Here is a 20,443-nt window from a genome sequence, read left to right as displayed (position 1 = left end):
GATAATCCCCTTTAGAGCAGCTTCTGGGCGGCCAGGAACTCGACCAGCTGGATGCCGGCGTCGCCTTCGTCGGTGATGATGGTGCCGGCCGTCCGCGGCGGCCGGGCCTCTGCGGTCTCGACGGCGGTCCAGGAACCGGACTGGCCCACCTGGGCCGCGTCCACGCCGATGTCGGCAAGGCTCAAGGTGGTGATGGTTTTCTTCTTCGCCGCCATGATGCCCTTGAAGTTCGGGTACCGCGGATCATTGATCTGGTCGGTGACGGAAACGACGGCCGGCAGTGTGGCCTCGATGGTGTCCGCGTGGGTGTCGCCGTCGCGGCGGGCGGTGAGCTTGCCGGCGTCGAGCTCCAGGGACGCGGCGAAGGTTACCTGTGGGAGGCCCAGCCGCTCGGCGAGCTGTGCCGGGACCAGCGAGGTCTCGCCGTCCGTGGAGGCCATCCCGGTGAGGATGAGGTCCGCGGGGACGTCCGCGCCCAGGTGGCGGATCGCGGCGGACAGCGCCAGCGACGTGGCCGCGGCATCCGAACCGGCCAGGGCCTCATCGCTGAGGTGCACGCCTTCCGTGGCGCCGATCTGGAGGGACTTCTTCACCGCATTTACTGCCCCGGCCGGACCCATGCTCAGCGCAATGACCTTGTTGCCGGCCGCCTCTCCGCCGCGGGCCTCGGTCAGCTGCAGCGCAGCTTCCAGTGCGTATTCATCCAGTTCGGACAGGATGCTTTCGGAGCGGTCCACCGTGTTGGCCTCACCTGTGAGGTGGCGGTCGAACTGCGCATCCGGGACGTGCTTGACCAGCACAATGATTTTCAGAGTTTCTTCCACTGTGTCTACAGCAGCCTTCCATGCGGGTGGACAGCCGCCCCTGACGGGGTCATGGCCACGGAATGCCCGGCAGCCGGGCTGTTCCTAGCTAACCATATAGCCGCCGGGCAGCGCGGCCAGGGTTAAGGTCTGTGTCAGTGAACTGGCCCGGGACGGCAAAGGCCGGGCCGCACCTTTGCGGTGCCGCCCGGCCTGTTTGCTGCTGCCTTGATTTACAGCTGCGCTGTTTGCTTTCGCCCAGCTCTACTGCTCGGCTGCGGCCCCGAGCGTCACGTCGACGTCCTTGAGCTGGCCGCCGCGCAGCACCGTCACCTTGACCGTGGCCCCGGCGGCCTGTTCCCGCACCGCCGCGGTGAGCTGGTTGGGATCGCTGATGGTCAGGTTCTGGAACTTCGTCACGACGTCGCCGACCTTGATGCCGGCCTTGTCTGCGGCCGAGCCGGACTCGACGGTCGCGACCTCCGCGCCCACCGAGAACCCGGAGGAGGACGAGCCTGCGGCCTTGGGCTTCACGCTGACGCCGAACTGCCCGTGGGTGGCTTTGCCGGCGCTGATGATCTCCTGGGCCACGCGCTTGGCGTTGTTGATGGGGATGCTGAAGCCCACGCCGATGTTGCCGCTGCTGCTTCCGCTGGCCGCGTCGCCGCCGGCGGAGGCGATCGCGACGTTGACGCCGATGATTTCGCCCTTGGTGTTCACCAGCGCGCCGCCGGAGTTACCCGGGTTGATGGCCGCGTCCGTCTGGATGACGTTGATCGAGATGGATCCCTGATCCGCGGTGCTCGGAGTCTCGCCGCCGCCGGGGGGCGCGAACTGGAAGCCCTGGTCACCGCCCTGGGAGTTGTCCGCACCGCCCTTCGGCGCAGCCGAGGATGCCACGCTGATGGTCCGGTTCAGGGTTGAGACGATGCCGTCGGTGACTGTGCCGGTGAGTCCCAGCGGCGATCCAATGGCGACGGCAGTGTCACCGACGTTCAGCTTGCCCGAGTCACCGAGAGTTGCCGGGACCAGTCCCGAGGGGTTGTCGATCTTGATCACGGCGAGGTCGGAAAGCGGGTCGGTACCGACGATCTTCGCGGAGTAGACCTTGCCGTCGCTCGTCCGAACCTCCATGGTGGCGTTCGCGGCCTTGCCGTCGAGCGTCACCACGTGGGTGTTGGTCAGCACATGGCCCTGGGTGTCGAGGATGATCCCGCTGCCGGTGCCGCCGTCGCTGCCGCTGGTCGCTTTGATGGTCACCACACTGGGGGAAGCCTTGAGGGCGGCGGCGCTGATGGCGTTGACATCTTCCCTGTTGTTGACGATCACCGGACCGGCCTGGCTCGTGTTGCTCGCGGCGGACGGGGAAAGGCGGTCGCCCAGCAGTGCGTTGCTGCCGGCCACCACGCCGCCGCCGATCAGGCCGGCGGCCACGATGCTGGCCACGAGGGTGGGGACGCCGAATGCCGCCTTGCGCTTGGGGGCGTGCGCCGGGTCGTTCGCAAAGCCGGGGCCGGAAGGGTAGGACGGGCCCGGCTGCGGCTGGCCGCCGTAAGGGTTGGCGCCGTAGTGGGACTGGCCGTACTGGGTTTGCTGCGACTGGCCGTACGGGGTTTGCTGGGACTGGCCATAGGGCGGGTGGCCGGGCTGGGCGGGCTGGCCCTGGCCGGCCTGGGAGAACCCGCCGTACGGGCCGGTCTGCTGGGCCGGGGCGCCGATCTGCTGGGTATCCGCGGCGGAGGGCTGGTGCTGCTGGTACACCGGACGCGGTGCGCCGTCCTCGGCGCGGTCCAGCCGGAGGGTCGGGCTCTCGGGCGCCGGGCTTCCGACTGCTGAGGTTTCGGACGTCGTGCTTTCGGATGCCGGATTTCCCGGTGCCGCCTCAGGCGCGCGGCCGGCATGCGGCTGCTCCGGCGAGCCCTCCCGCACTCCCGCCGGTTCCTGGTTCTGTTGTGTCGGCTCCGGTGACACACCCGGCACTGGGTTCTCAGTCATGAGACTTCCTTTCGTCCTCGTCTGCCTATAACTATGAACGCTCAGGCTGACACTAGAGCGGACATTTGCTGGGAGGTTCCTGAACGGACAGTTTGCGGCCTGCGGGCCCGTGTTTCCCAGTTTAAGCCCGTTTCGCTGGTGGCATATTCCCCTAGGTGGACTGCCTTTTGGGTGCACCATAGAATCAAATGGAAATGCCACAGCGACCTGCGGCTTTACATCTGCGTGGGGGCGCTGCTGCTTTCTGTGACGGCTGGTTCGACCGAACCGGTCCCAGAAGTGCTGAAGGGTTGCACATGCGGTCTAAGTTGAATCGTTTCCTCGCCGTCTTTGGCGTCGCTGGATTGCTGGCGCTCCCCGCCGCTCCGGCCCTGGCCGAAGATCCGGTGGCCATTCCGTCCGGGCAGAACATCGTGGACAGCGCGAACGTGCTCGGCAGCCGCAAGGCCGAAGTCCAGGACGCCATCCAGAAGCTCCTCAAGGACCACAAGTACAACCTCTACGTCATCACGGCAAAGACGTTCGAGAATCCTGCCGACCCCGCGGGGTGGGCCCAGGCCGTCGCGACCAACAAGGGTATGGGCAAGGCCGACGTCATCCTGACCATGTCCGACGACGGCAAGTACTACTTCTCCCCTGCCAGGGCCAGCGCGATCTATCCCAAGACCGACAGCATCGTCCAGAACGCCATCGTGCCGAACCTGGCCGGCGGAAAGCGCGACTTCGCCCAGGCCGCCATTGATACGGCCGCTGCGGTGGGCGACGCGGCCGGCGGCGGCAGCGGAACGGTGCCCTCCGGCGCCGGGGCGGGCAGCGCCGTCCTCGTCGGAGTCGGCGTCGTGGCCGTGGGCGGTGCGGGAACGTACCTGTACCTGCGCAGCCGCCGGAAGAAGGCCCTGCAAAGTTCGGGGGCGTCAGCCGGGGCCCAGGGCGGGCAGCCGGACCCGCTGGCAGGGCTCAGCGTGGCCGAGCTGCGCCGGAAGAGCGATTCGCTGCTGATCGAGGCCGATGACGCCATCAAGTCCAGCGAGCAGGAGCTGGGATTCGCCCAGGCCCAATACGGGGACGCCGCGGTGGGCAATTTCACCAAGGCTTTGCAGGAGGCCAAGGGCCACATGACGGAATCGTTCAAGCTGCAGCAGCAACTTGACGACCACATTCCCGACACCGAGGAGCAGCAACGGAGCTGGCTCGTTGAAATCATCGGCCGCTCCGAAGCCGCGCTGGCATCGCTGCAGGAACAGAAAGCCGATTTCGACTCCCTCCGGGAGCTGGAAAAGAACGCCCCGCAGGCCCTCGCCGCCGTCGGCGCCGGCGCCGCGGACGCCCAGGCAAAGCTTGCCGCCGCCGAACAGTCGCTGACCGATCTGCGGGCCAAGTACGCCGAGAGCGCCCTGGTCCAGGTCGCGGACAACATCAAACAGGCCAAGGAACGTCTCGACTTCGTGCAGAATGCCTCCACGGCGGCGCAGGAAAAGCTCGCCGCGGGTGAAAGCAGCCTCGCCGCGGTCGCCGTCCGCGCCGCCGAGGAAAGCCTGCACCAGACGAACGTGCTGATCGGCGCCATCACCAAGGTGGCCGGCAGCCTCGACGAGGCACGCAACAGCCTGGAAGCCGCCGTCGTCGATACCGCGCAGGACCTGGCCCAGGCGAAGGCGATGATCCAGTCCGGCGCCCATCCGGAACTTGCCGGCCCCGTGGCTGCGGCGGAAGCCGCGCTCGCCCAGGTCAAAACGGAAATCCAGGGCGGCAAGATTGATCCGATCGCGACGCTGGAACGGGTCGTCACGGCCCACCAGGCACTCGACCAGTCCCTGGCCGGAATCCGCGACCAGCAGGACCAGGCGCGCCGGGCCCAAGCCTCACTGCAGCAGAGCATCATGTCGGCCCAGGCCCAGATCAGCGCGACGTCGGACTACATCACCGCCCGCCGCGGCGGCGTAGGCACCGATGCGCGCACACGCCTGGCGGAAGCCCAGCGGAACCTGGACTATGCGCTCTCCATTTCCCGCACCGACCCCGTCACGGCCTTGCAGTACGCACAGCAGGCCTACGCGCTGGCGGCACAGGCCGCGCAGCTGGCCCAGTCCGACGTCGACCAATTCGGCGGCTACGCCAACCAGGGCCAAGGCTACGGCCGGGGCGGCATGTTCGGCGGCAGCGGCGGGGGCGGCCTCGGCGGCGCGATCCTCGGCGGAATCCTCATCAATTCGATCCTCCACGGCGGAGGCGGCGGAGGCTGGGGCGGCGGCGGAGGCGGCTGGGGCGGCGGAGGCGGGGATGACTCCGGCGGCGGCTGGGGCGGCGGCGACTTTGGCGGCGGCGGAGACTTCGGCGGCGGGGACTCCGGCAGTTTCTAGCCTGTTCGCCACCCCCGCAGGGGACAAAGTGGGAAGCAGCAGCAGGAAACTTTACAGACCACGCGCCGGCCGCAAGGACCCGGACAGCGGATAGATGCGATACATCATCGATCACTGGAATCAGTGAGACAACGGAGCAGGACGAAAGGTAACACCATGGTTAAGCAGTCCATTTTCGGCCGCATGGCGCAGCTGGCGAAGGCAAACATCAATTCGCTGCTGGACCAGGCCGAAGATCCGCAGAAAATGCTGGACCAGATGGTCCGTGACTACACGAACAACATCGCGGAGGCGGAGTCCGCCGTGGCCCAGACCATCGGCAACCTGCGGATGCTCCAGGACGACTACAACGAGGACGTCCGCAACGCCCAGGACTGGGGCAGAAAGGCCCTCGCAGCCTCGCGCAAGGCCGACGAATACCGGGCGAAGGGTGACGTCGGCGATGCCGAGAAGTTCGACAACCTGGCCAAGGTGGCCCTGCAGCGCCAGATGGGTTCCGAGAACGAGGCCAAGGCCGCGGAGCCGAGCATCGCGTCCCAGACCGAGGTGGTGGACAAGCTCAAGCACGGCCTGGACCAGATGAAGGGCAAGCTCAACGACCTGACCAGCAAGCGCAATGAGCTGGTGGCCCGGTCCAAGACCGTGCAGGCCCAGAGCCAGGTCCACGACGCCCTCAAGAGCATCAACATTATGGACCCCACCTCCGAGGTGGGCCGCTTCGAACAGAAGATCCGCCGCGAGGAAGCCAAGGTCCGCGGCCAGCAGGAGCTCGCCGAGTCGAGCCTGGACGCCCAGTTCAATTCGCTGGAAGATCTTGGCGAGCAGACCGAGATCGAAGCCCGGCTGGCAGCGCTGAAGTCCGGCGGCTCCCCCGCTGCCATCGGCACCGGCGAAAAGAGCGCCGAGTCCGGTTCCACGGTCGAGGAGGCCGACTTCGACAAGCTCTGACGCACCGGTCCGGCGCTTCCGCGGGACTGCTGCACGCTTCACGTCCGGGTCCGGGCCCCGGCGGCCGAACCTGACACCTCAGGATCGCCCGCCGGGGCCCGGCCTTCGTTGTGCCCTGCATGGCCCCATGTCTCACCGCACCGACGCCTCCGGCGGGCGCGCGTGTACCGTGGATCCATGTCTGCGACCCTTGTGTGGCTCCGTGATGACCTCCGGCTGGATGACAATCCTGCTCTGGCGGAGGCCGCTGCCCTGCACCAACCCCTGACCGTCGTCTATGTCCTGGATGAGGAGTCACCCGGCATCCGGCCGCTGGGCGGCGCGGTGAAGTGGTGGCTCCACCATTCCCTGGCCGGCCTGGCCGCCGCGCTGGAGGCCACTGGCTCGCGGCTGGTGCTCCGCCGAGGCCCCGCCGCCCGGGTCATCCAGGACCTCGCGGTGGAAACGTCGGCAGACGCCCTGCTGTGGAACCGCCGCTACGGCGGCCCTGAACGCGCCGTCGACGCCGGCCTAAAGAGCTGGGCCGGCGGGGAGGGCCTCAACGCCACGAGCTTCCAGGCGAACCTCATGTTCGAGCCGTGGACCGTGCGCACCGGCAGCGGGGGCCCCTACAAGGTCTTCACGCCGTTCTGGAAGGCCTGCCTGGCCGGTGCCGAGCCCCGGCAGCCGCTGGCGGCTCCGGACCAGCTGCCGGGCCCTGCACGCACCCGCAGCGGCGGCCTGCCGGCGAGCGAAACGCTCGAAAGCTGGGGCCTGCTCCCCCGGAGCCCGGACTGGAGCCCGGGGCTGGCCGACACCTGGACGCCAGGAGAAGCCGGCGCCCTCAGCCGCCTCGAGGACTTCGTGGACGGCCCGGCCGCAGAGTACGGCACCGGCCGCGACGTCCCGGGCGTCGAGGGCACCAGCCGGCTCTCCCCGCATCTGCGCTTTGGCGAAATCAGCCCTTTCCGGATCTGGCACACGCTGCGCCACAGCTTTGCGGCGGGGGCGCCGGCCGACGTCGGGATCTTCCGTTCCGAACTTGGCTGGCGGGAATTCTGCTGGCAGCTGCTGTACGAGAATCCGGATCTGGCGACACGGAACTACCGGCCGGAGTTCGACCGCTTTCAATGGCAGCCGGCGTCGGGCGACGAGCTCCAGGCCTGGCAGCAGGGCCGTACGGGCTACCCGATGGTGGACGCGGGCATGCGCCAGCTCTGGCAGACGGGCTGGATGCACAACCGCGTGCGGATGGCGGCCGCGTCCTTCCTGGTAAAGAACCTGCTGGCCGACTGGCGGCTGGGCGAGGCCTGGTTCTGGGACACGCTGGTGGACGCCGATGCCGCGAGCAATCCGGCCAACTGGCAGTGGGTGGCGGGCTCGGGTGCCGACGCGTCGCCGTACTTCCGGATCTTCAACCCGGTCACGCAGAGCAAGAAGTTCGACGCCGCCGGTCGTTACCTGCGCGGGTACATTCCCGAGCTCGCCGCGCTGGACGACAAAACCGTCCACGAGCCCTGGAAGGCCGACAGCGCCGCCCCCGGCTACCCCGCACCGATCGTGGACCTTGCAGAGTCCCGGGCGCGGGCGCTGGCAACCTATCAGCGGCTCAAGGACGGCTGAGAGCCGGCACAGGGGCGCCGCCGGCGTTGCCCGCCACCGCGGACTTAAAGCGAAAGGTCCGGAACACTGTTTCCAGTGTTCCGGACCTTTTCTCCAGTTGCGGGGACAGGATTTGAACCTGTGACCTCTGGGTTATGAGCCCAGCGAGCTACCGAACTGCTCCACCCCGCGTCGCTTGATCAACTCTACCCTAGTTTCCGGACCGCCCTGACCACGTGCCCAGTCCGGCCCAGCTGGCGTCCAGTCCGGCCCATCCAGGTCGATGGACTGCGGGCCGGGCCGCTCGAGGGGGCGCCCCTTTTGTCCTATGACCGGTTTCCCGGTTTCCGGCTTCCGGACCGTCCCCAGCGGCTTAAAGCAAAAGGTCCGGAACACTGTTTCCAGTGTTCCGGACCCTTTCTCCAGTTGCGGGGACAGGATTTGAACCTGTGACCTCTGGGTTATGAGCCCAGCGAGCTACCGAACTGCTCCACCCCGCGTCGCAAGATCAACTCTACCTGCCGGTGAACTTGAGGCCAAATCGAGGCGACGTGATGTGCATCTCGCCGTCCGCGAGAGCGTCCGCCCGGGCCTCCCGGGCCCGGCCGGCCAAGGCCGCACAGGGATCGAATCCGGTCCGTCTACGCCACAGGCCGGGTTTGCCCCTCCGGAGGGGCAAACCCGGCCTGTCGCACCGTTCACAGCCTGCGCAGCGTTAGCCGCCCGCCGTCGCCGACGGAGAGGGCGACGGCGTGGCGGTGCCCGCCGGCGCCGCAGGTGTTTCCAGCTTCGCTTCGGCCTCGAGCGCCTTCTGCAAGGCAGCGTTCAGCTTCTTTTGCTGCTCTCCATAGGTCGCGAAGTCGCCCTTCGCGAGGGCGTCCTGGCCGGCCTTGATCGCCGCATTGGCCTCGTCCAGCGCGGCCTTCAGGTCTGCCTTCGCATCGGTAGTCCCAGGCGGCGGAGTGGCCCCACCTGGCGTGGCGGGCGTGGCCGGTGTTTGTCCCTTGTTCGCCGAGTCACCTGCTGCGGCACCGGAATTTCCGCCGAAGAGCTGGTTCAAGGCCTCGTCCAGCGTGGGCGCGAACCCGATCTTGTCGCCGAACGCCACCAGGACCCGCTGCAGCGTCGGGTAGGAGGTCTCCCCCGTGGAGCGAAGATAGACGGGCTGGACGTACGCCATGCCGCCACCGACCGGCAGGGTCAGGAGGTTGCCGTTGAGCACCGCCGACGCACCCTGGCGCAACAGGTTAAGGGCCTGCGAAACGGTGGGGTCGGAGTTGAATTTGTTCTGCGCCTGGCCAGGTCCGGGGACCTGGGTCTCCGGCGGGATCTGCAAGAGCCTCAGCTGGCCGTAGCTGTCCGCTTTGACGCCCTTCTGGTTGCCGGCGTCGGAGTCCGCGGCCAGGAAGCCGTAGAGCACGTTGCGGGCGTTGCCGTTGACCACCTGCGGGATGAACGACGAGGTCAGCTGGAACGCCGGCTTGTCCTGGTCGGGCATCTTCAGCGACATATAGTACGGCGGCTGTTTGACTTCGTCCTTGACGGTGGGGTCGTTGGGAACGGACCAGGCGTCAATGTTGGTGTAGAAGCTGTCCGGGTTGGTCACGTGGTAGCGGCCCAGAAGCTCGCGCTGGACCTTGAACAGGTCCTCCGGGTAGCGCACGTGGCTCATGAGCGCACCGGACATCTCCGAATACGGCTTCACCGACGTCGGGAAGATCTTCTGCCAGGCCTTCAGGACCGGATCCTGGTCGTCCCAGGCATACAGCGTCACGGAACCGTCATAGGCGTCCACGGTGGCCTTGACCGAGTTGCGGATGTAGTTCACCGAGCTGTTGGGCAGGGCTACTGTCCGGTTCGCGGCGGTCTGTGAGTCGGCCGTGGCGGCCGAGAGCTGCTCCTGCTGGGAGTACGGGAAGTACGGGCTGGTGGTGTACCCGTCCACGATCCATTTCACCCTGCCGTCGACGACGGCGGGGTACGGATTGCCGTCAACAGTCAGGTAGGGCGCCACCTTTTCGACGCGGTCCCGCGGGTTGCGGTCGTAGAGGATCTGGGACTCGGCGTTCACGCCGTCGGAAAGCAGCAGGTCCGAGGACTGGAACTTGATCGCGTAAAGGATCTTGTTGAAGAAGCTGCCCACATTCGGGCCGCCGTTCCCGGTGAAGGTGTACTGCGTCTCGCCGTCGCCTTCCTTGGCCGCGGGCCGGTCCTGCTCACGGTGCGGTGCACCATCCGGGGCGCCTACGATCGAGTAGTCGGGCGAGTCCTGGCCGAAGTAGACGCGGGGCTGATAGGTCGAATCGTTGCCGAGCGCGCCGGTGGACGGGATGCCCGCCTGCAGGAAGTCCGGCTTGCCGTCCACGGTGAACTTGTTGCCCTTGGCGGCGACGACGCCGTAGCCGTGGGTGTAGACCACGTGCCGGTTCAGCCAGGACTGCTGGTTCGTGGCGAGCCCGTCCGGGTTGAGTTCGCGGACGGCGATGACCGTGTCCTGGATCTTGCCGTCGATCTCGTAGCGGTCCACGTTCAGGGCGCTGGGGAACTGGTAGTAGGGCCGGTACTGTTCGAGCTGCGAGAACGCATCCGAGATCAGGTTCGGGTCCAGCAGCCGGATGTTGGCGGTGGTCTGCGCATCGGGGGCCAGCGCGCCGGTGGTGGCGTTGGTGGTGGCGTTGTACCGCTTTTCCTGGACCTTATCCAGGCCGTAGGCCGCACGGGTCATCGCGATGTTCCTCTTGATGTATTCGTTCTCCAGCGTCTGCTCCGAGGGCCGGACCTGGAACTGCTGGATGACCCACGGGTAGACGCCGCCGGCCAGGATGGCCGTGATGATGAGCATGGCGGTGCCGATCACCGGCAGCCGCCATTTGCCGATGACCGCGGCGACGATGAACAGCACGGCGACGATGGCAGCGGCCACGGCGAGGATGGCCTTGGTCGGAATGACGGCGTTCACGTCCGTGTACAGCGCACCGGCCCAGCGCCCGCCGTTGTTCTGCACCGTGGAGTAGCGGTCCAGCCAAAAGTTGAGGCCCATCAGCACCAGGAAGGCGGCGCCCGTGACAGCCAGGTGGATCTGCGCGGCGCGGCTGGTGAAGATCCCGCGTTCCATGATCCGGATGCTGCCGTAGAGGTAGTGGGTGAGGATGCCGGCAAGGCCAGCGATCACCGTGACGCTGATGAGGAACCCGGTGACGAAGCCGAGGAAGGGAAGGGTCATGAGGTAGAAGCTGATGTCGAGCCCGAACTGCGGATCGTTCTGGCCGAATGGCTCCTGGTTCAGGAACAGGAGGACTTTCTGCCACTGGCTGGCCGCGGCGCTGCCGGCGAACAGGCCAAAGAGGATGGGAAGCCCCACCATCACGACGCGGCGGATCGGTTCGAGCTGCGCCTGGTAGCGGTTGAGGTTGTCCCGGATTTCCGAATCGGGGGCGTACACCGGCCGCGCATGGTAGGCAATCCTGATGGCGAAGAAGACGGCCAGGAACATGACAGCGAAACCTGTCAGGAAGATCACGATCCTGGCCAGGTTCTCGGTCAGGAACACTTCGAAGTAGCCGAGCTGCTGGTACCAGAGGACATCCGTCCAGACATTGGCGAAGAAGATGAATCCGACCACGATCAGGGCCACGATGATCAGCGTCGGCGTCAGGGCGCCGCGTCGTGTCTGGGGTCTTCCGGGCGGGACAGTGCTGGCGGGACGGGACAAACTCGGTACCTCATAGCTGGTCGTCTACTGCTGGTTTTTAGTTATCAGTCGCTGCTGTGGCTCAGTCTGGCGACCAAGTGCCGGTGTTGCAGGTTGATGCATTCTAACGGCCGTCACCGCCGTTCCGTCAGGGCCCTGCAGCAGGGTCCCGGCGGGACGGCGCGGCCGTCAATTAGTGCCACGATTGGGGCCGGCGCTTAGTTCCGCGGCCAGTCTAGTTGTTGGTGCAGACCGGCAGGCCCGATGTGTCGCCGCCTGACGCCGCCAGTTCAACTGCCTTGCGGGCCTCGGTGAGGTTCTCGACCCGGACCACCTGCAGGCCGTCGGGGATGTGGCCCAGGACGTCTTCGCAGTTGGCCGCCGGGGCCAGGAACAGCGTGGCCCCGCCGGACCGCGCCCCCTGCATCTTCTGGGCGATCCCGCCGATGGGTCCTACGGCACCGTCCGGGGTGATGGTTCCGGTTCCGGCGATGTGCCTGCCGCCGGTCAGGTCCCCGGGAGTGACGGTGTCAATGATGCCAAGCGCGAACATCATGCCCGCACTGGGGCCACCGACCTTGTCGAGCGAGATGGTGACATCAAACGGGAAGGTGAACTTGTACTGCAGCAAGACACCGAGGATGTAGCGGCCCGCACTGTTTTTGGCCGGCGTGATGGTGACTGGCACCCGGGCGCCGGCGCGTTCCACGATGACCTTGGCGGGCTTGCCGTTGCCGGCGGCCAGTTCAGCCTGGACCACGCCGAGCGCAGTGATGGGCTTGTCATTGATGGAGACAAGTTCGTCCCCTGCCTGCAGCAGTCCCTTCGAGGCGGAGTCGTCCGGGAGCCCGGCCACCTGCATTTTCTGCCCGAACGGAATCTTCAGTTCCTTCAGTGCCGAGGCGATGGCGTTCTCCTGGGAGGTGGTCATCGCGGTGGCGCTCTCCTGCTGGGACTGTTCCTTGGTGACGCCGGTGGGGAACAGCAGTTCCTGGGGGTAGACGGCCTTGGTCCCGTTCAGCCATGCCGAGAACGCCTCGAAGACGCTGACCGAACCGTTGGGACCGCCGTCGACATAGACAGTGGTCAGGTCCAGGCTGCCCTTGGCGGGAAACGACTCATGGCCGCTGACGCTGATCACCGGTTTGCCGTTATCCTGGCCGATGGTGTTGAAGGTGGGGCCGGGAGACTCGATCACGTAGGGCACGGGAAGACTCACCGCGGTGATGCCCAGCGCGGCGGCAAGCAGCCCCGAGACAAGCATGGCTGAAGACCGGTTGTTGCGCGGGCGCCGCACGCCGGCGCCAGCCAGTCGCGCCCTCCTGCCCCGGGCAGGGCCGGCCGCTGGGTCGCTGGCGGGCTGCTCACCGTGGGTGATTGTCATTGAACGACCTCTCCGTGCCGGCACGAGGGGCTGCGGCCCTGCCAGGACAAGCCCGAGAGGCCACCGCGACCACGCACCAGGGCCGCAGCCTAACCCGAGGCTGCCGCGTGCAAATATTCCAACTTCCAAGCCTACGCGCTCGGGACCCCGGACGGCTCTTTGCCTACAGCGAACGTGGCGCGGTTTCGGCAGACAGCCCCTCTTGCACAGGGGTACCGTGAAGTTGAGAAGCAGCCACACCGACGATCGGCGGGATCATGACCTCCAACCCACTCAATCCGTCCAATGGCGACGAGGAACCCAAGGATCCCTTGGCCGAAATGCTCAAAAACCTGATGGGCGGGCAGGGCATGGGCAATATCGACCCCGCCGAGCTCGCCAAGGCGGCAGGCCTCCCGGACGATCCAAACCTCCTGGCCCAGATGTTCTCCCAGGTGCAGGCGATGATGAGCGCCCCCTCGGAGGGGCCCGTCAATTGGCAGCTGGCACATGACAACGCCCGGCGCGTCGCCGCCAGCGGATCCGACCCCTCGGTCACGGCGCATCAGTCGCGGGAGGTCGACGAGGCCCTTCGGCTGGCCGAACTGTGGCTCGACCAGGTCACCGGGCTTCCGGCCACGGGACTGATCGGCCGGGCGTGGTCCCGCGCCGAATGGGTCGAGGAAACCCTTGGGACGTGGAAGCGGCTGACCGAGCCCGTGGCCAACAGCATTGCCAATGCGCTCTCGGCCGCCATGACCGAGCAGATGCCCGAGGAAATGAAGTCCATGATGGGCGGCGCCTCCTCGATGATCCAGAACATGGGCGGGGCGATCTTCGGCATGCAGCTCGGCCAGGCGATCGGCGCGCTCTCGGCCGAAGTGGTCAGCTCGACGGACATTGGCGTGCCCCTCGCAGACCTTGAAATGGCGCTTCTGCCGGCCAACGTGGAGAAATTCGGTGAGGGCCTCAGCCTGCCGGAGAACGACATCCGCCTGTTCCTGGCCGTGCGCGAGGCGGCACACGCCCGCCTCTTCGTCCAGGTCCCCTGGCTGCGCGGGCACCTGCTCGGCGCTATCGAGGCCTACGCCCGCGGCATCCACATCGACACGTCCAAGATCGAAGAACTGGCACGCGAGATCGATCCCAGCAACCCCGAGGGCATCCAGGAGGCGCTCTCGCAGGGTGTCTTCATGCCGCAGCGGACTCCCGCCCAGGAGCAGGCCCTCGAAAAGCTGGAGACCGCGCTGGCCCTGGTGGAGGGCTGGGTGGACGAACTCACCTGGGGTGCGACCGAGAAGATGTTGCCGTCCGCCGCCGCACTGCGCGAAACCGTCCGGCGGCGCCGGGCCACCGGGGGCCCCGCGGAGCACGCGTTCTCCTCCCTCGTGGGACTCGAACTGCGGCCGCGCCGGCTCCGCGAGGCTGCCACACTGTGGGCCTTGCTCAAGGAAGAGCGTGGGGTCGACGGCCGCGACGCCGTTTGGCAGCATCCCGATCTGCTTCCCACGGCAGAGGACCTGGAAGATCCGCAAGGCTTCAGCGAACGCCGCAAACTCGCCGAAGCCAGCGACAGCGAAGTGGATGACGCCCTGCAGAAACTGCTTAGCGGAGGGTTCGACGAGCCGGCCGGCGCCGACGCAACGGACACCGAGGGCACTCCGGATTCAGAGGGCCCGGCGGATTCAGAGGGCACCGCGGATTCAGAGGGCACGGACGAACCGGCGGCCAAGGACGACGACCGTCAGGACGGCGGACCGGACGACGGCGGCACGCCCAAGGCCTAGCCGAACGCTAGTCGGCCCCGGCCGGGATTTCGGTTCCGTCCGGGGCTTCGTCGTATCCGCCGTCGGGCGCCAGGCCGCGTGAGGTCGCGAACGAGACCCCTTCCAGGAAGGCCTTGGCGCGCTCAGTCTCCGGGTACGCCGTCAGCAACCGCCAGAAGGCGGCATCGTGGCCGGCCACCAGGAGGTGGGCCAGTTCGTGAAGCAGCACGTAGTCGATCACCCACTGCGGCATGGGCTGCAGCTTCGCCGAGAGCCGGATGGTGCCTTCGGACGGCGTCGCGGAACCCCAGCGCGAATTCTGGTTGGTGACCCAGCGGACCGAGGAGGGCACCGCCCTGCCGCCCAGGTACTTCGCCGACAGATCCGCGGCGTGGGCGGCAAGGTCGGCATCGCTGCGGGGGCGGCGCCGGCCGGAACCCCGCGCCGCCCGGTCCCCTTGGCGCCGGAGTTTTTCCAGCATGCGATGGACCCACTCCCGTTCCTGCGCCCTGCTGAAGGACGCGGGGATGGCGACGACGGCGGTGCCGTCCTCCCAGAACGCGGCGACCGTGCGGCGTCGGCGCGCAGAGCGGCGGACCACGACCGGGGCGCCGTCGGCGGTGGTCAGCGGAATGGCAGCCGGAACTGAACCGGGCGTCACTGAACTCCCCGGCTTCACTGAACCGTGCTTTCGGCCAGGACTGTCAGAACGGCCTCGCCGTACTTCTCCAGTTTGGATGGACCCACGCCGGCGAGTTTGGCCAACTGCTCCAGCGACTCGGGGCGTGCCTCGGCGATGGCGGTCAGGGTGGCATCGGTGAACACGACGAATGCCGGGACGTCCGCCTCAAGGGCCACGTCCTTCCGCCACTGCCTGAGCGCGTCGAACGTCTGTTCCTCGTAACTGGGCGGGCACTGGTTGCAGCGGCCCACCTTGCGCTCCGCGCCGCTGGAGAGCATGCTGCCGCAGACCCTGCACGACGCCGGAACGGCCGCCTTCCGGCGCGGCGCCGGGCCCTTGCCCCGCAGGTGGGAGCTGGCCACCGAGTCGGGGCGCAGGCCGTCCAGGAAGCGCGAGGGCTTGCGGTTGGCGCGTCCGCCGGGTGTCCGGGCAGTGGACCAGGACAGGGACAGGTGTTCGCGGGCGCGGGTGATCCCGACGTACAGGAGCCGGCGTTCCTCGTCCACCGCTTCCGGAGTGTCCGCGAACGAGATCGGCACGAGGCCCTCACTCAGCCCGACCAGGAACACGGCGTCCCATTCCAGGCCCTTGGCGGCGTGCAGCGATGCCAGGGTAACGCCCTGCACGGTCGGTGCGTGCTGGGCCAGGGACCGTTCCTGGAGCTCGTTGACAAAGTCCGGGAGCGAGAACTGCGGGCCCCTGCTGATCACGAGTTCGTCGGCCAGCGCCACGAGGGCGGCCAGCGATTCCCAGCGCTCCCGGAGAGCGCCGCCGCTGTGCGGCGCCGCGTCCGTGTAGCCCAGGGAGGCGACGATGTCCCGGACCAGCTGCCCGAGCGGCTCGGGCGTGGCGGTTTCAGCCACCGCCCGGGTCGCGGCCCGGAGCTGCAGGATGGCGTCCCGGACCTCCTTCCGCGCGAAGAACCGCTCACCGCCGCGCAGCTGGTAGCCGATCCCCGCCGAGGCCAGCGCCTGTTCGTAGGCTTCGGACTGCCCGTTGGTGCGGAAGAGCACGGCGACCTGGCTCGCCGGAGTTCCGGCATCGAGGAGCTCGCGGATCCGCGCGGCGACAGTGGCGGCCTCCGCCTCGTCATCCGAGCATTCGGTGAACCGCGGCACCGGGCCCGCCGGCCGCTGCGCCACGAGCTGCAAAGGTGTGGCCCAGGCGGCGTCCGCCACCGGTCCGCCGCTGCGCCGGCCGGCGAGGAGGTCGTTGGCGAGCCTGACTACCTGGGGAGTGGACCGGTAGTCCCGGATCAGCTTAACGACGTGGGCCTCGGGATACATCGCTTTGAACCCGAGCAGGTGCTTCGGGGAGGCGCCGGTGAAGGAGTAGATGGTCTGGCTGGCGTCGCCCACGACGCAGAGCTCGTGGCGTCCGCCGAGCCACAGCTCCAGGAGCCGCTGCTGCAGCGGCGAGACGTCCTGGTACTCGTCGACGACGAAATGCCGGTACTGTTCCCGGACGGTCGCTGCCACCTTTGGGTCCTCCTGCAGGATCCCCACGGTGATCAGCAGCACGTCCTCGAAGTCGATGACGTTGCGGTCGGTCTTGACGTCCTCATAGGACTGGAAGACCCGTGCCACGGCCGTCAGGTCGAAGCCGCCCGGATTGCCACGGCCCTGGGCGTTCTCCAGATAGTTCGCCGGGGTCAGCATGGATACCTTGGCCCACTCGATTTCGGAGGCGAGGTCCCGGATGGAGGCGCGGTCCGTGCTGAGCCGGAGCCGCCGCGCGGCCTCGGCAATCATTTGCGCCTTGTGGTCCAGCAGGTTGGGCAAGGTGCCGCCGACCGCCTGCGGCCAGAAGAACTGCAACTGGCGCAGCGCCGCGGCGTGGAAGGTGCGGGCCTGAACATTGCCGACGCCGAGGTCACGGAGCCGGCTGCGCATCTCGGCGGCAGCCCGGGCCGTGAAGGTGACAGCGAGGAGCCGTTGTGGGCTGTACACCCCTGAGTGCACGCCGTAGGCGATCCGGTGCGTAATGGCGCGGGTCTTGCCGGTCCCGGCACCGGCCAGGACACACATGGGCCCCTGGAGGGTGCTGGCGACCTCGCGCTGCTCGGCGTCGAGGCCGCCGAGGATCCGTTCCTCCAGCGAACGGCCGTCAGGTTCGGGGGCATCGCCCGACGTCGTGCCGACCGACGGTTCCCCGCCGGGGATGGTGCTGAAGTTCAATTTCTCTGTGGTCACTTTGCTGCTCAGTCGGTAGTCGGTGTCCTGCGGACAGGGGCAGGCGGTGTCAGCCTGTATACGGCAGTGTCAGGCGCTGTCCGCGGCGTCCTGAATGACGCCGCCGTACCAGTGTTCAATAAGGGACCGGGCGATGGAGAGCCTGCTGGAAATGACGATCTCGCCGCTGAGGACGGCGTCCTGCAGTTCGCTCCGGCTGAACCACCGTGCCCTGGTGACCTCGACGCCGTCGGGCCGGGCTTCGGTGTCCGGCGTGGTGGCCGTGAAGCCGAGCATCAGGGAGGCGGGAAACGGCCAGGACTGCGATCCAAGGTACTGGGACGCGGTGACGCGGACCCCGACTTCCTCGCCGATTTCGCGCTGCACGGCCTGTTCGAGGGACTCCCCCGGTTCGACGAAGCCGGCGAGGGTCGAATAGTTCCGGGCGTCGAGCGGTCCGCCTCCGCCCAACAGCAGCCTCCCGTCGGGGCCCACCACGGTGACGATGATGGCCGGATCCGTCCGGGGGAAGTGCTCGGAGTTATCGGCCGGGCAGCGCCGGACCCAGCCACCGGCTTCCGGCTGCGTGGGAGTGCCACAGCGCGGGCAGTGCGTGTGGGTGGAGTGCCAGTTGGCGATGGCGCTGGCTTCGATGAACAACGCCGTGTCCGTGGCGTTCAGGCGTGCCGCGACTTCGCGGAAACCCACCCACTGCGCATCGCTGGGAACGCCGGCCACGTGAGCCTCAAATTCCTCGGCCTGCACTTCGAACTGAAGCGGGAGGACAAAGAGGACAAGCTCAGTGCCGGCGTCGAGGTCCGAACCGGCCAGGGCGGAACCGAGGTAAATCACGTGTTCGGGAGCGTACGGGGTGTCGGCCAGGTGCCCGGAGAGCTCGGCCGCGTTGAGGAGCACGAGGCTGTTGCCGCTGACGAGGGCCTGCCGGCCGGAGAGCACCACGGCTTGCGCCGCGCCTGAACCGACCAGCTCCGCGAGCATTCCGGGTTTCGCCCGCGCCGCGGATCCGCGGTCGATTAGGGCCGGGCGCACGGGAAGGACCGTCTCCATGAGGTGGTTTGCCGGCAGGAGATGCACCGGCGGGGCCGCACCGTCGGGTGCCGGGGATTCGGAGGGTGTTTGCTGTGATGCCGATGAAGATGCCGCTGACTCCGCAAGACTCATACACCCACCGTACTGACTCGGGCAGACAATTGACATTTGCCGACCATGCCGCCGGGCGCTCCACAGCGTGTGCGGAACAGGCCGCTTGCCCCGGATTCAGCGCCTATTTCCCTCCGATTTGTCCCCGATCTCAAGACTCGCCGCAGTGCATCGCCGACTTGGGCGCCGCTCAATCTACCGTGGAAGGGTGAGAAGGAAACCAATCGAACTGGCAGCTGTAGCAACGGCGGCGGTACCCGGCCTGACCCCGACCGCCGTCAGCTCTGCGCCGGACGATCCGGCGGACTTCGACGCGGCCCTCCTGCTGGACTCTGAGGGCAAGCGTTGGCGCGTCCGCTCCCCCCGGCATGCCGAAGCGAGCGCCCGGCTGGAAACCGAATTCCTGGTACTGCGGGCCTTCGCTCCCGGCATCCGGGCCGAGCTCCCGTTCCTCATGCCCACCGTGGCGGGAACGGTCCGCCAAGGCCAGCTCAGCACTTTTGTCTATTCGCACCTGGCCGGCGCCACCCGCTCCCTGGACGAGCTCAGCAACGGCTCTCCCGCGCTGGCCCGCGAAATCGGGGCGGCCCTGGCAGCGATCCATGACCTCCCGCGGTCAATCGTGAGCAACGCCGATCTGCCCAGCTATACGCCCAACGAATTCCGCCAGCGGCGCCTTAACGAACTGGACCAGGCGGCCACGACCGGAAAAATCCCGCCGCTGCTGCTGCGGCGCTGGGAACACGCCATGGAAGACGTCTCGCTCTGGCGCTTCAATCCCTGCGTCGTTCACGGCGACCTCCACGAGGACAACCTGCTGGTCGAGGGTGAGCGTGTGACCGCAGTGACGGGCTGGACCGACTTGCGCATCGGTGACCCGGCGGACGACATGGCCTGGCTGGTCGCCTCCAACGAACAGGACTTTGTGAACGCGGTCCTGGATCACTACACCTCCAGCCGGCGCGACGCGCCCGATGCGCACCTGTTGCGGCGGGCCGCGCTCTCTGCCGAATTCGCCCTGGCGCAGTATCTGGTCAAGGGCATGGCCGCCGGCAACCAGGAAATGGTCGACGAGGCGGAATCCATGCTCGCCACACTGGCGGAGGACGTGGCGGAACACGGCGGCCAGCCGATCAGCGTGGAACCGCTGCCGCAGCCGGTCGCGGCACCCGACCCCGGCACAGAACAAGCCATTGCCGACGCCGGTGCTCATGTCGATGCGCCGACGGTCCCGGCCGCGCCGGCCCCTGCGGCCAACGGGACGGCGCCCGCCGTCAGCAAGGTCACGCTGCTGCCTATGGAGCCGGTCCCGGGCAGCGCTTCGGCTGATGGTGCCACTGCCGGCATCAGTGCCATGCCCGCTGTGCACGTCACGCCTATCCCCCGCGAAACGGGCGCCGACGAACCGGCGGCTGTCCCCCAGCCCGTCGCAGAAACAGCCACAGCCGCTGGGGCAGGCGACCCGGCAAGCGCCGAGCCGGGCGCCGGTAAGGCCGCAGGTGCGCCCGCCGACATCACCGCAATCCCCGGTGCCGCCAAGTCCTCCACGTCCTCCGAGTCCTCCAGCGCTGATGCCGCGCTGGACGGCGCCCCGCAGGCGGCGGCCCCCGACACGGACGCCGGAAAGGTCAGTGAGGCCGGTGACAGTGACGCCGGGGCAGCGGTTCCCGCCGGTAACGACACGTCGACGCAATCGATCGCCGTCGTCCAGCCCGGCTCTGTCGTACATCCCGAGACCGCTGTGCAGCGCGACTCCCCTGTACAGCCCGAGACCGCTGCGGAGCCCGGATCCGGTGACAACACGTCAACCGCCGCGATCACGGTGGTCGACTCCGCGTCCCGCTAGCGCCGGCTGCCGGCCGGTTCAGGTGTACTGCCCCGCCGGCTCGTTCGGCGGGCTTTCTCCGGCCGGATGACATCCG

12 protein-coding genes and 2 tRNA genes are annotated in these 20,443 nt (G+C 67.8%); 5 read left to right on the top strand and 9 right to left on the bottom strand.

From position 1 onward, the window contains the following. Positions 1–11: 11 nt before the first annotated feature. Positions 12–812, bottom strand: coding sequence for an electron transfer flavoprotein subunit beta/FixA family protein (locus tag ARTB_RS14280; protein ID WP_243181318.1), 801 nt, complete (start codon positions 810–812; stop codon positions 12–14). Positions 813–1,067: 255 nt separating this feature from the next. Beyond that, entirely contained in the window at positions 1,068–2,798 is a 1,731-nt protein-coding gene (locus ARTB_RS14275) for a S1C family serine protease (RefSeq protein WP_243181175.1), read from the bottom strand. A 296-nt stretch (positions 2,799–3,094) separates the two neighbouring features. On the opposite strand from ARTB_RS14275, the gene ARTB_RS14270 reads away from it, so the two are divergent. From ARTB_RS14270 to ARTB_RS14260, 3 genes are all read left to right on the top strand, one after another. Further along, positions 3,095–5,158 carry a TPM domain-containing protein gene (locus ARTB_RS14270; protein ID WP_243181174.1) on the top strand — a complete coding sequence of 688 codons (2,064 nt, stop codon included), beginning with the start codon at positions 3,095–3,097 and terminating at the stop codon, positions 5,156–5,158. Positions 5,159–5,314: 156 nt separating this feature from the next. Further along, positions 5,315–6,106, top strand: coding sequence for a PspA/IM30 family protein (locus ARTB_RS14265; protein WP_243181173.1), 792 nt, complete (start codon positions 5,315–5,317; stop codon positions 6,104–6,106). A 177-nt stretch (positions 6,107–6,283) separates the two neighbouring features. Next, on the top strand, positions 6,284–7,708 hold the full coding sequence (locus ARTB_RS14260; protein ID WP_243181172.1) for a cryptochrome/photolyase family protein: 1,425 nt from the start codon (positions 6,284–6,286) through the stop codon (positions 7,706–7,708). 97 nt (positions 7,709–7,805) lie between these two features. On the opposite strand, the gene ARTB_RS14255 is transcribed toward ARTB_RS14260, so the two are convergent. The 4 genes from ARTB_RS14255 to ARTB_RS14240 form a co-directional block, all read right to left on the bottom strand. Then, positions 7,806–7,879, bottom strand: a tRNA-Met gene (locus ARTB_RS14255). A gap of 234 nt (positions 7,880–8,113) precedes the next feature. Beyond that, positions 8,114–8,187 (bottom strand) — tRNA-Met (locus tag ARTB_RS14250). 215 nt (positions 8,188–8,402) lie between these two features. After that, on the bottom strand, positions 8,403–11,399 hold the full coding sequence (locus ARTB_RS14245) for a UPF0182 family membrane protein (RefSeq protein WP_243181171.1): 2,997 nt from the start codon (positions 11,397–11,399) through the stop codon (positions 8,403–8,405). A 214-nt stretch (positions 11,400–11,613) separates the two neighbouring features. Continuing rightward, entirely contained in the window at positions 11,614–12,762 is a 1,149-nt protein-coding gene (locus tag ARTB_RS14240) for a YlbL family protein (RefSeq protein WP_243181170.1), read from the bottom strand. A gap of 257 nt (positions 12,763–13,019) precedes the next feature. Here ARTB_RS14240 and ARTB_RS14235 point away from each other — a divergent pair, with 257 nt between their 5' ends. Then, positions 13,020–14,528, top strand: coding sequence for a zinc-dependent metalloprotease (locus ARTB_RS14235; RefSeq protein ID WP_243181169.1), 1,509 nt, complete (start codon positions 13,020–13,022; stop codon positions 14,526–14,528). 7 nt (positions 14,529–14,535) lie between these two features. Here the strand turns inward: ARTB_RS14235 and ARTB_RS14230 are convergent, their stop codons facing one another. From ARTB_RS14230 to nudC, 3 genes are all read right to left on the bottom strand, one after another. Continuing rightward, positions 14,536–15,168: a M48 metallopeptidase family protein gene (locus ARTB_RS14230; RefSeq protein WP_243181168.1), complete on the bottom strand. Its 633-nt coding sequence runs from the start codon at positions 15,166–15,168 to the stop codon at positions 14,536–14,538. A 14-nt stretch (positions 15,169–15,182) separates the two neighbouring features. Continuing rightward, the gene (locus ARTB_RS14225; protein WP_243181317.1) at positions 15,183–17,285 is read right to left on the bottom strand and encodes an ATP-dependent DNA helicase UvrD2; all 2,103 of its coding nucleotides are present in this window, start codon (positions 17,283–17,285) and stop codon (positions 15,183–15,185) included. A gap of 165 nt (positions 17,286–17,450) precedes the next feature. After that, positions 17,451–18,542 (bottom strand): NAD(+) diphosphatase, encoded by a 1,092-nt coding sequence (nudC, locus tag ARTB_RS14220; RefSeq protein ID WP_243181167.1) that lies wholly within the window; start codon positions 18,540–18,542, stop codon positions 17,451–17,453. A 187-nt stretch (positions 18,543–18,729) separates the two neighbouring features. Between nudC and ARTB_RS14215 the strand changes: the two genes are divergently transcribed. Next, positions 18,730–20,367 (top strand): macrolide 2'-phosphotransferase, encoded by a 1,638-nt coding sequence (locus ARTB_RS14215; RefSeq protein ID WP_439954133.1) that lies wholly within the window; start codon positions 18,730–18,732, stop codon positions 20,365–20,367. The last annotated feature ends 76 nt before the right edge of the window (positions 20,368–20,443 follow it).

The organism is Arthrobacter humicola (assembly GCF_022803015.1).
Classification (GTDB): Bacteria; Actinomycetota; Actinomycetes; order Actinomycetales; family Micrococcaceae; genus Arthrobacter; species Arthrobacter humicola_A.
The sequence above is the reverse complement of the archived record's forward strand: the minus strand, read 5'-3'. Positions and strand labels throughout refer to the sequence as shown.

Excerpts from the sequence above, each read along its gene's own strand:
- ARTB_RS14235 (WP_243181169.1), top strand. The coding sequence starts at position 13,020 with ATGACCTCCAACCCACTCAATCCGTCCAATGGCGACGAGGAACCCAAG.
- ARTB_RS14240 (WP_243181170.1), bottom strand. The coding sequence starts at position 12,762 with ATGACAATCACCCACGGTGAGCAGCCCGCCAGCGACCCAGCGGCCGGC.
- ARTB_RS14275 (WP_243181175.1), bottom strand. The coding sequence starts at position 2,798 with ATGACTGAGAACCCAGTGCCGGGTGTGTCACCGGAGCCGACACAACAG.
- ARTB_RS14270 (WP_243181174.1), top strand. The coding sequence starts at position 3,095 with ATGCGGTCTAAGTTGAATCGTTTCCTCGCCGTCTTTGGCGTCGCTGGA.
- nudC (WP_243181167.1), bottom strand. The coding sequence starts at position 18,542 with ATGAGTCTTGCGGAGTCAGCGGCATCTTCATCGGCATCACAGCAAACA.
- ARTB_RS14260 (WP_243181172.1), top strand. The coding sequence starts at position 6,284 with ATGTCTGCGACCCTTGTGTGGCTCCGTGATGACCTCCGGCTGGATGAC.
- ARTB_RS14265 (WP_243181173.1), top strand. The coding sequence starts at position 5,315 with ATGGTTAAGCAGTCCATTTTCGGCCGCATGGCGCAGCTGGCGAAGGCA.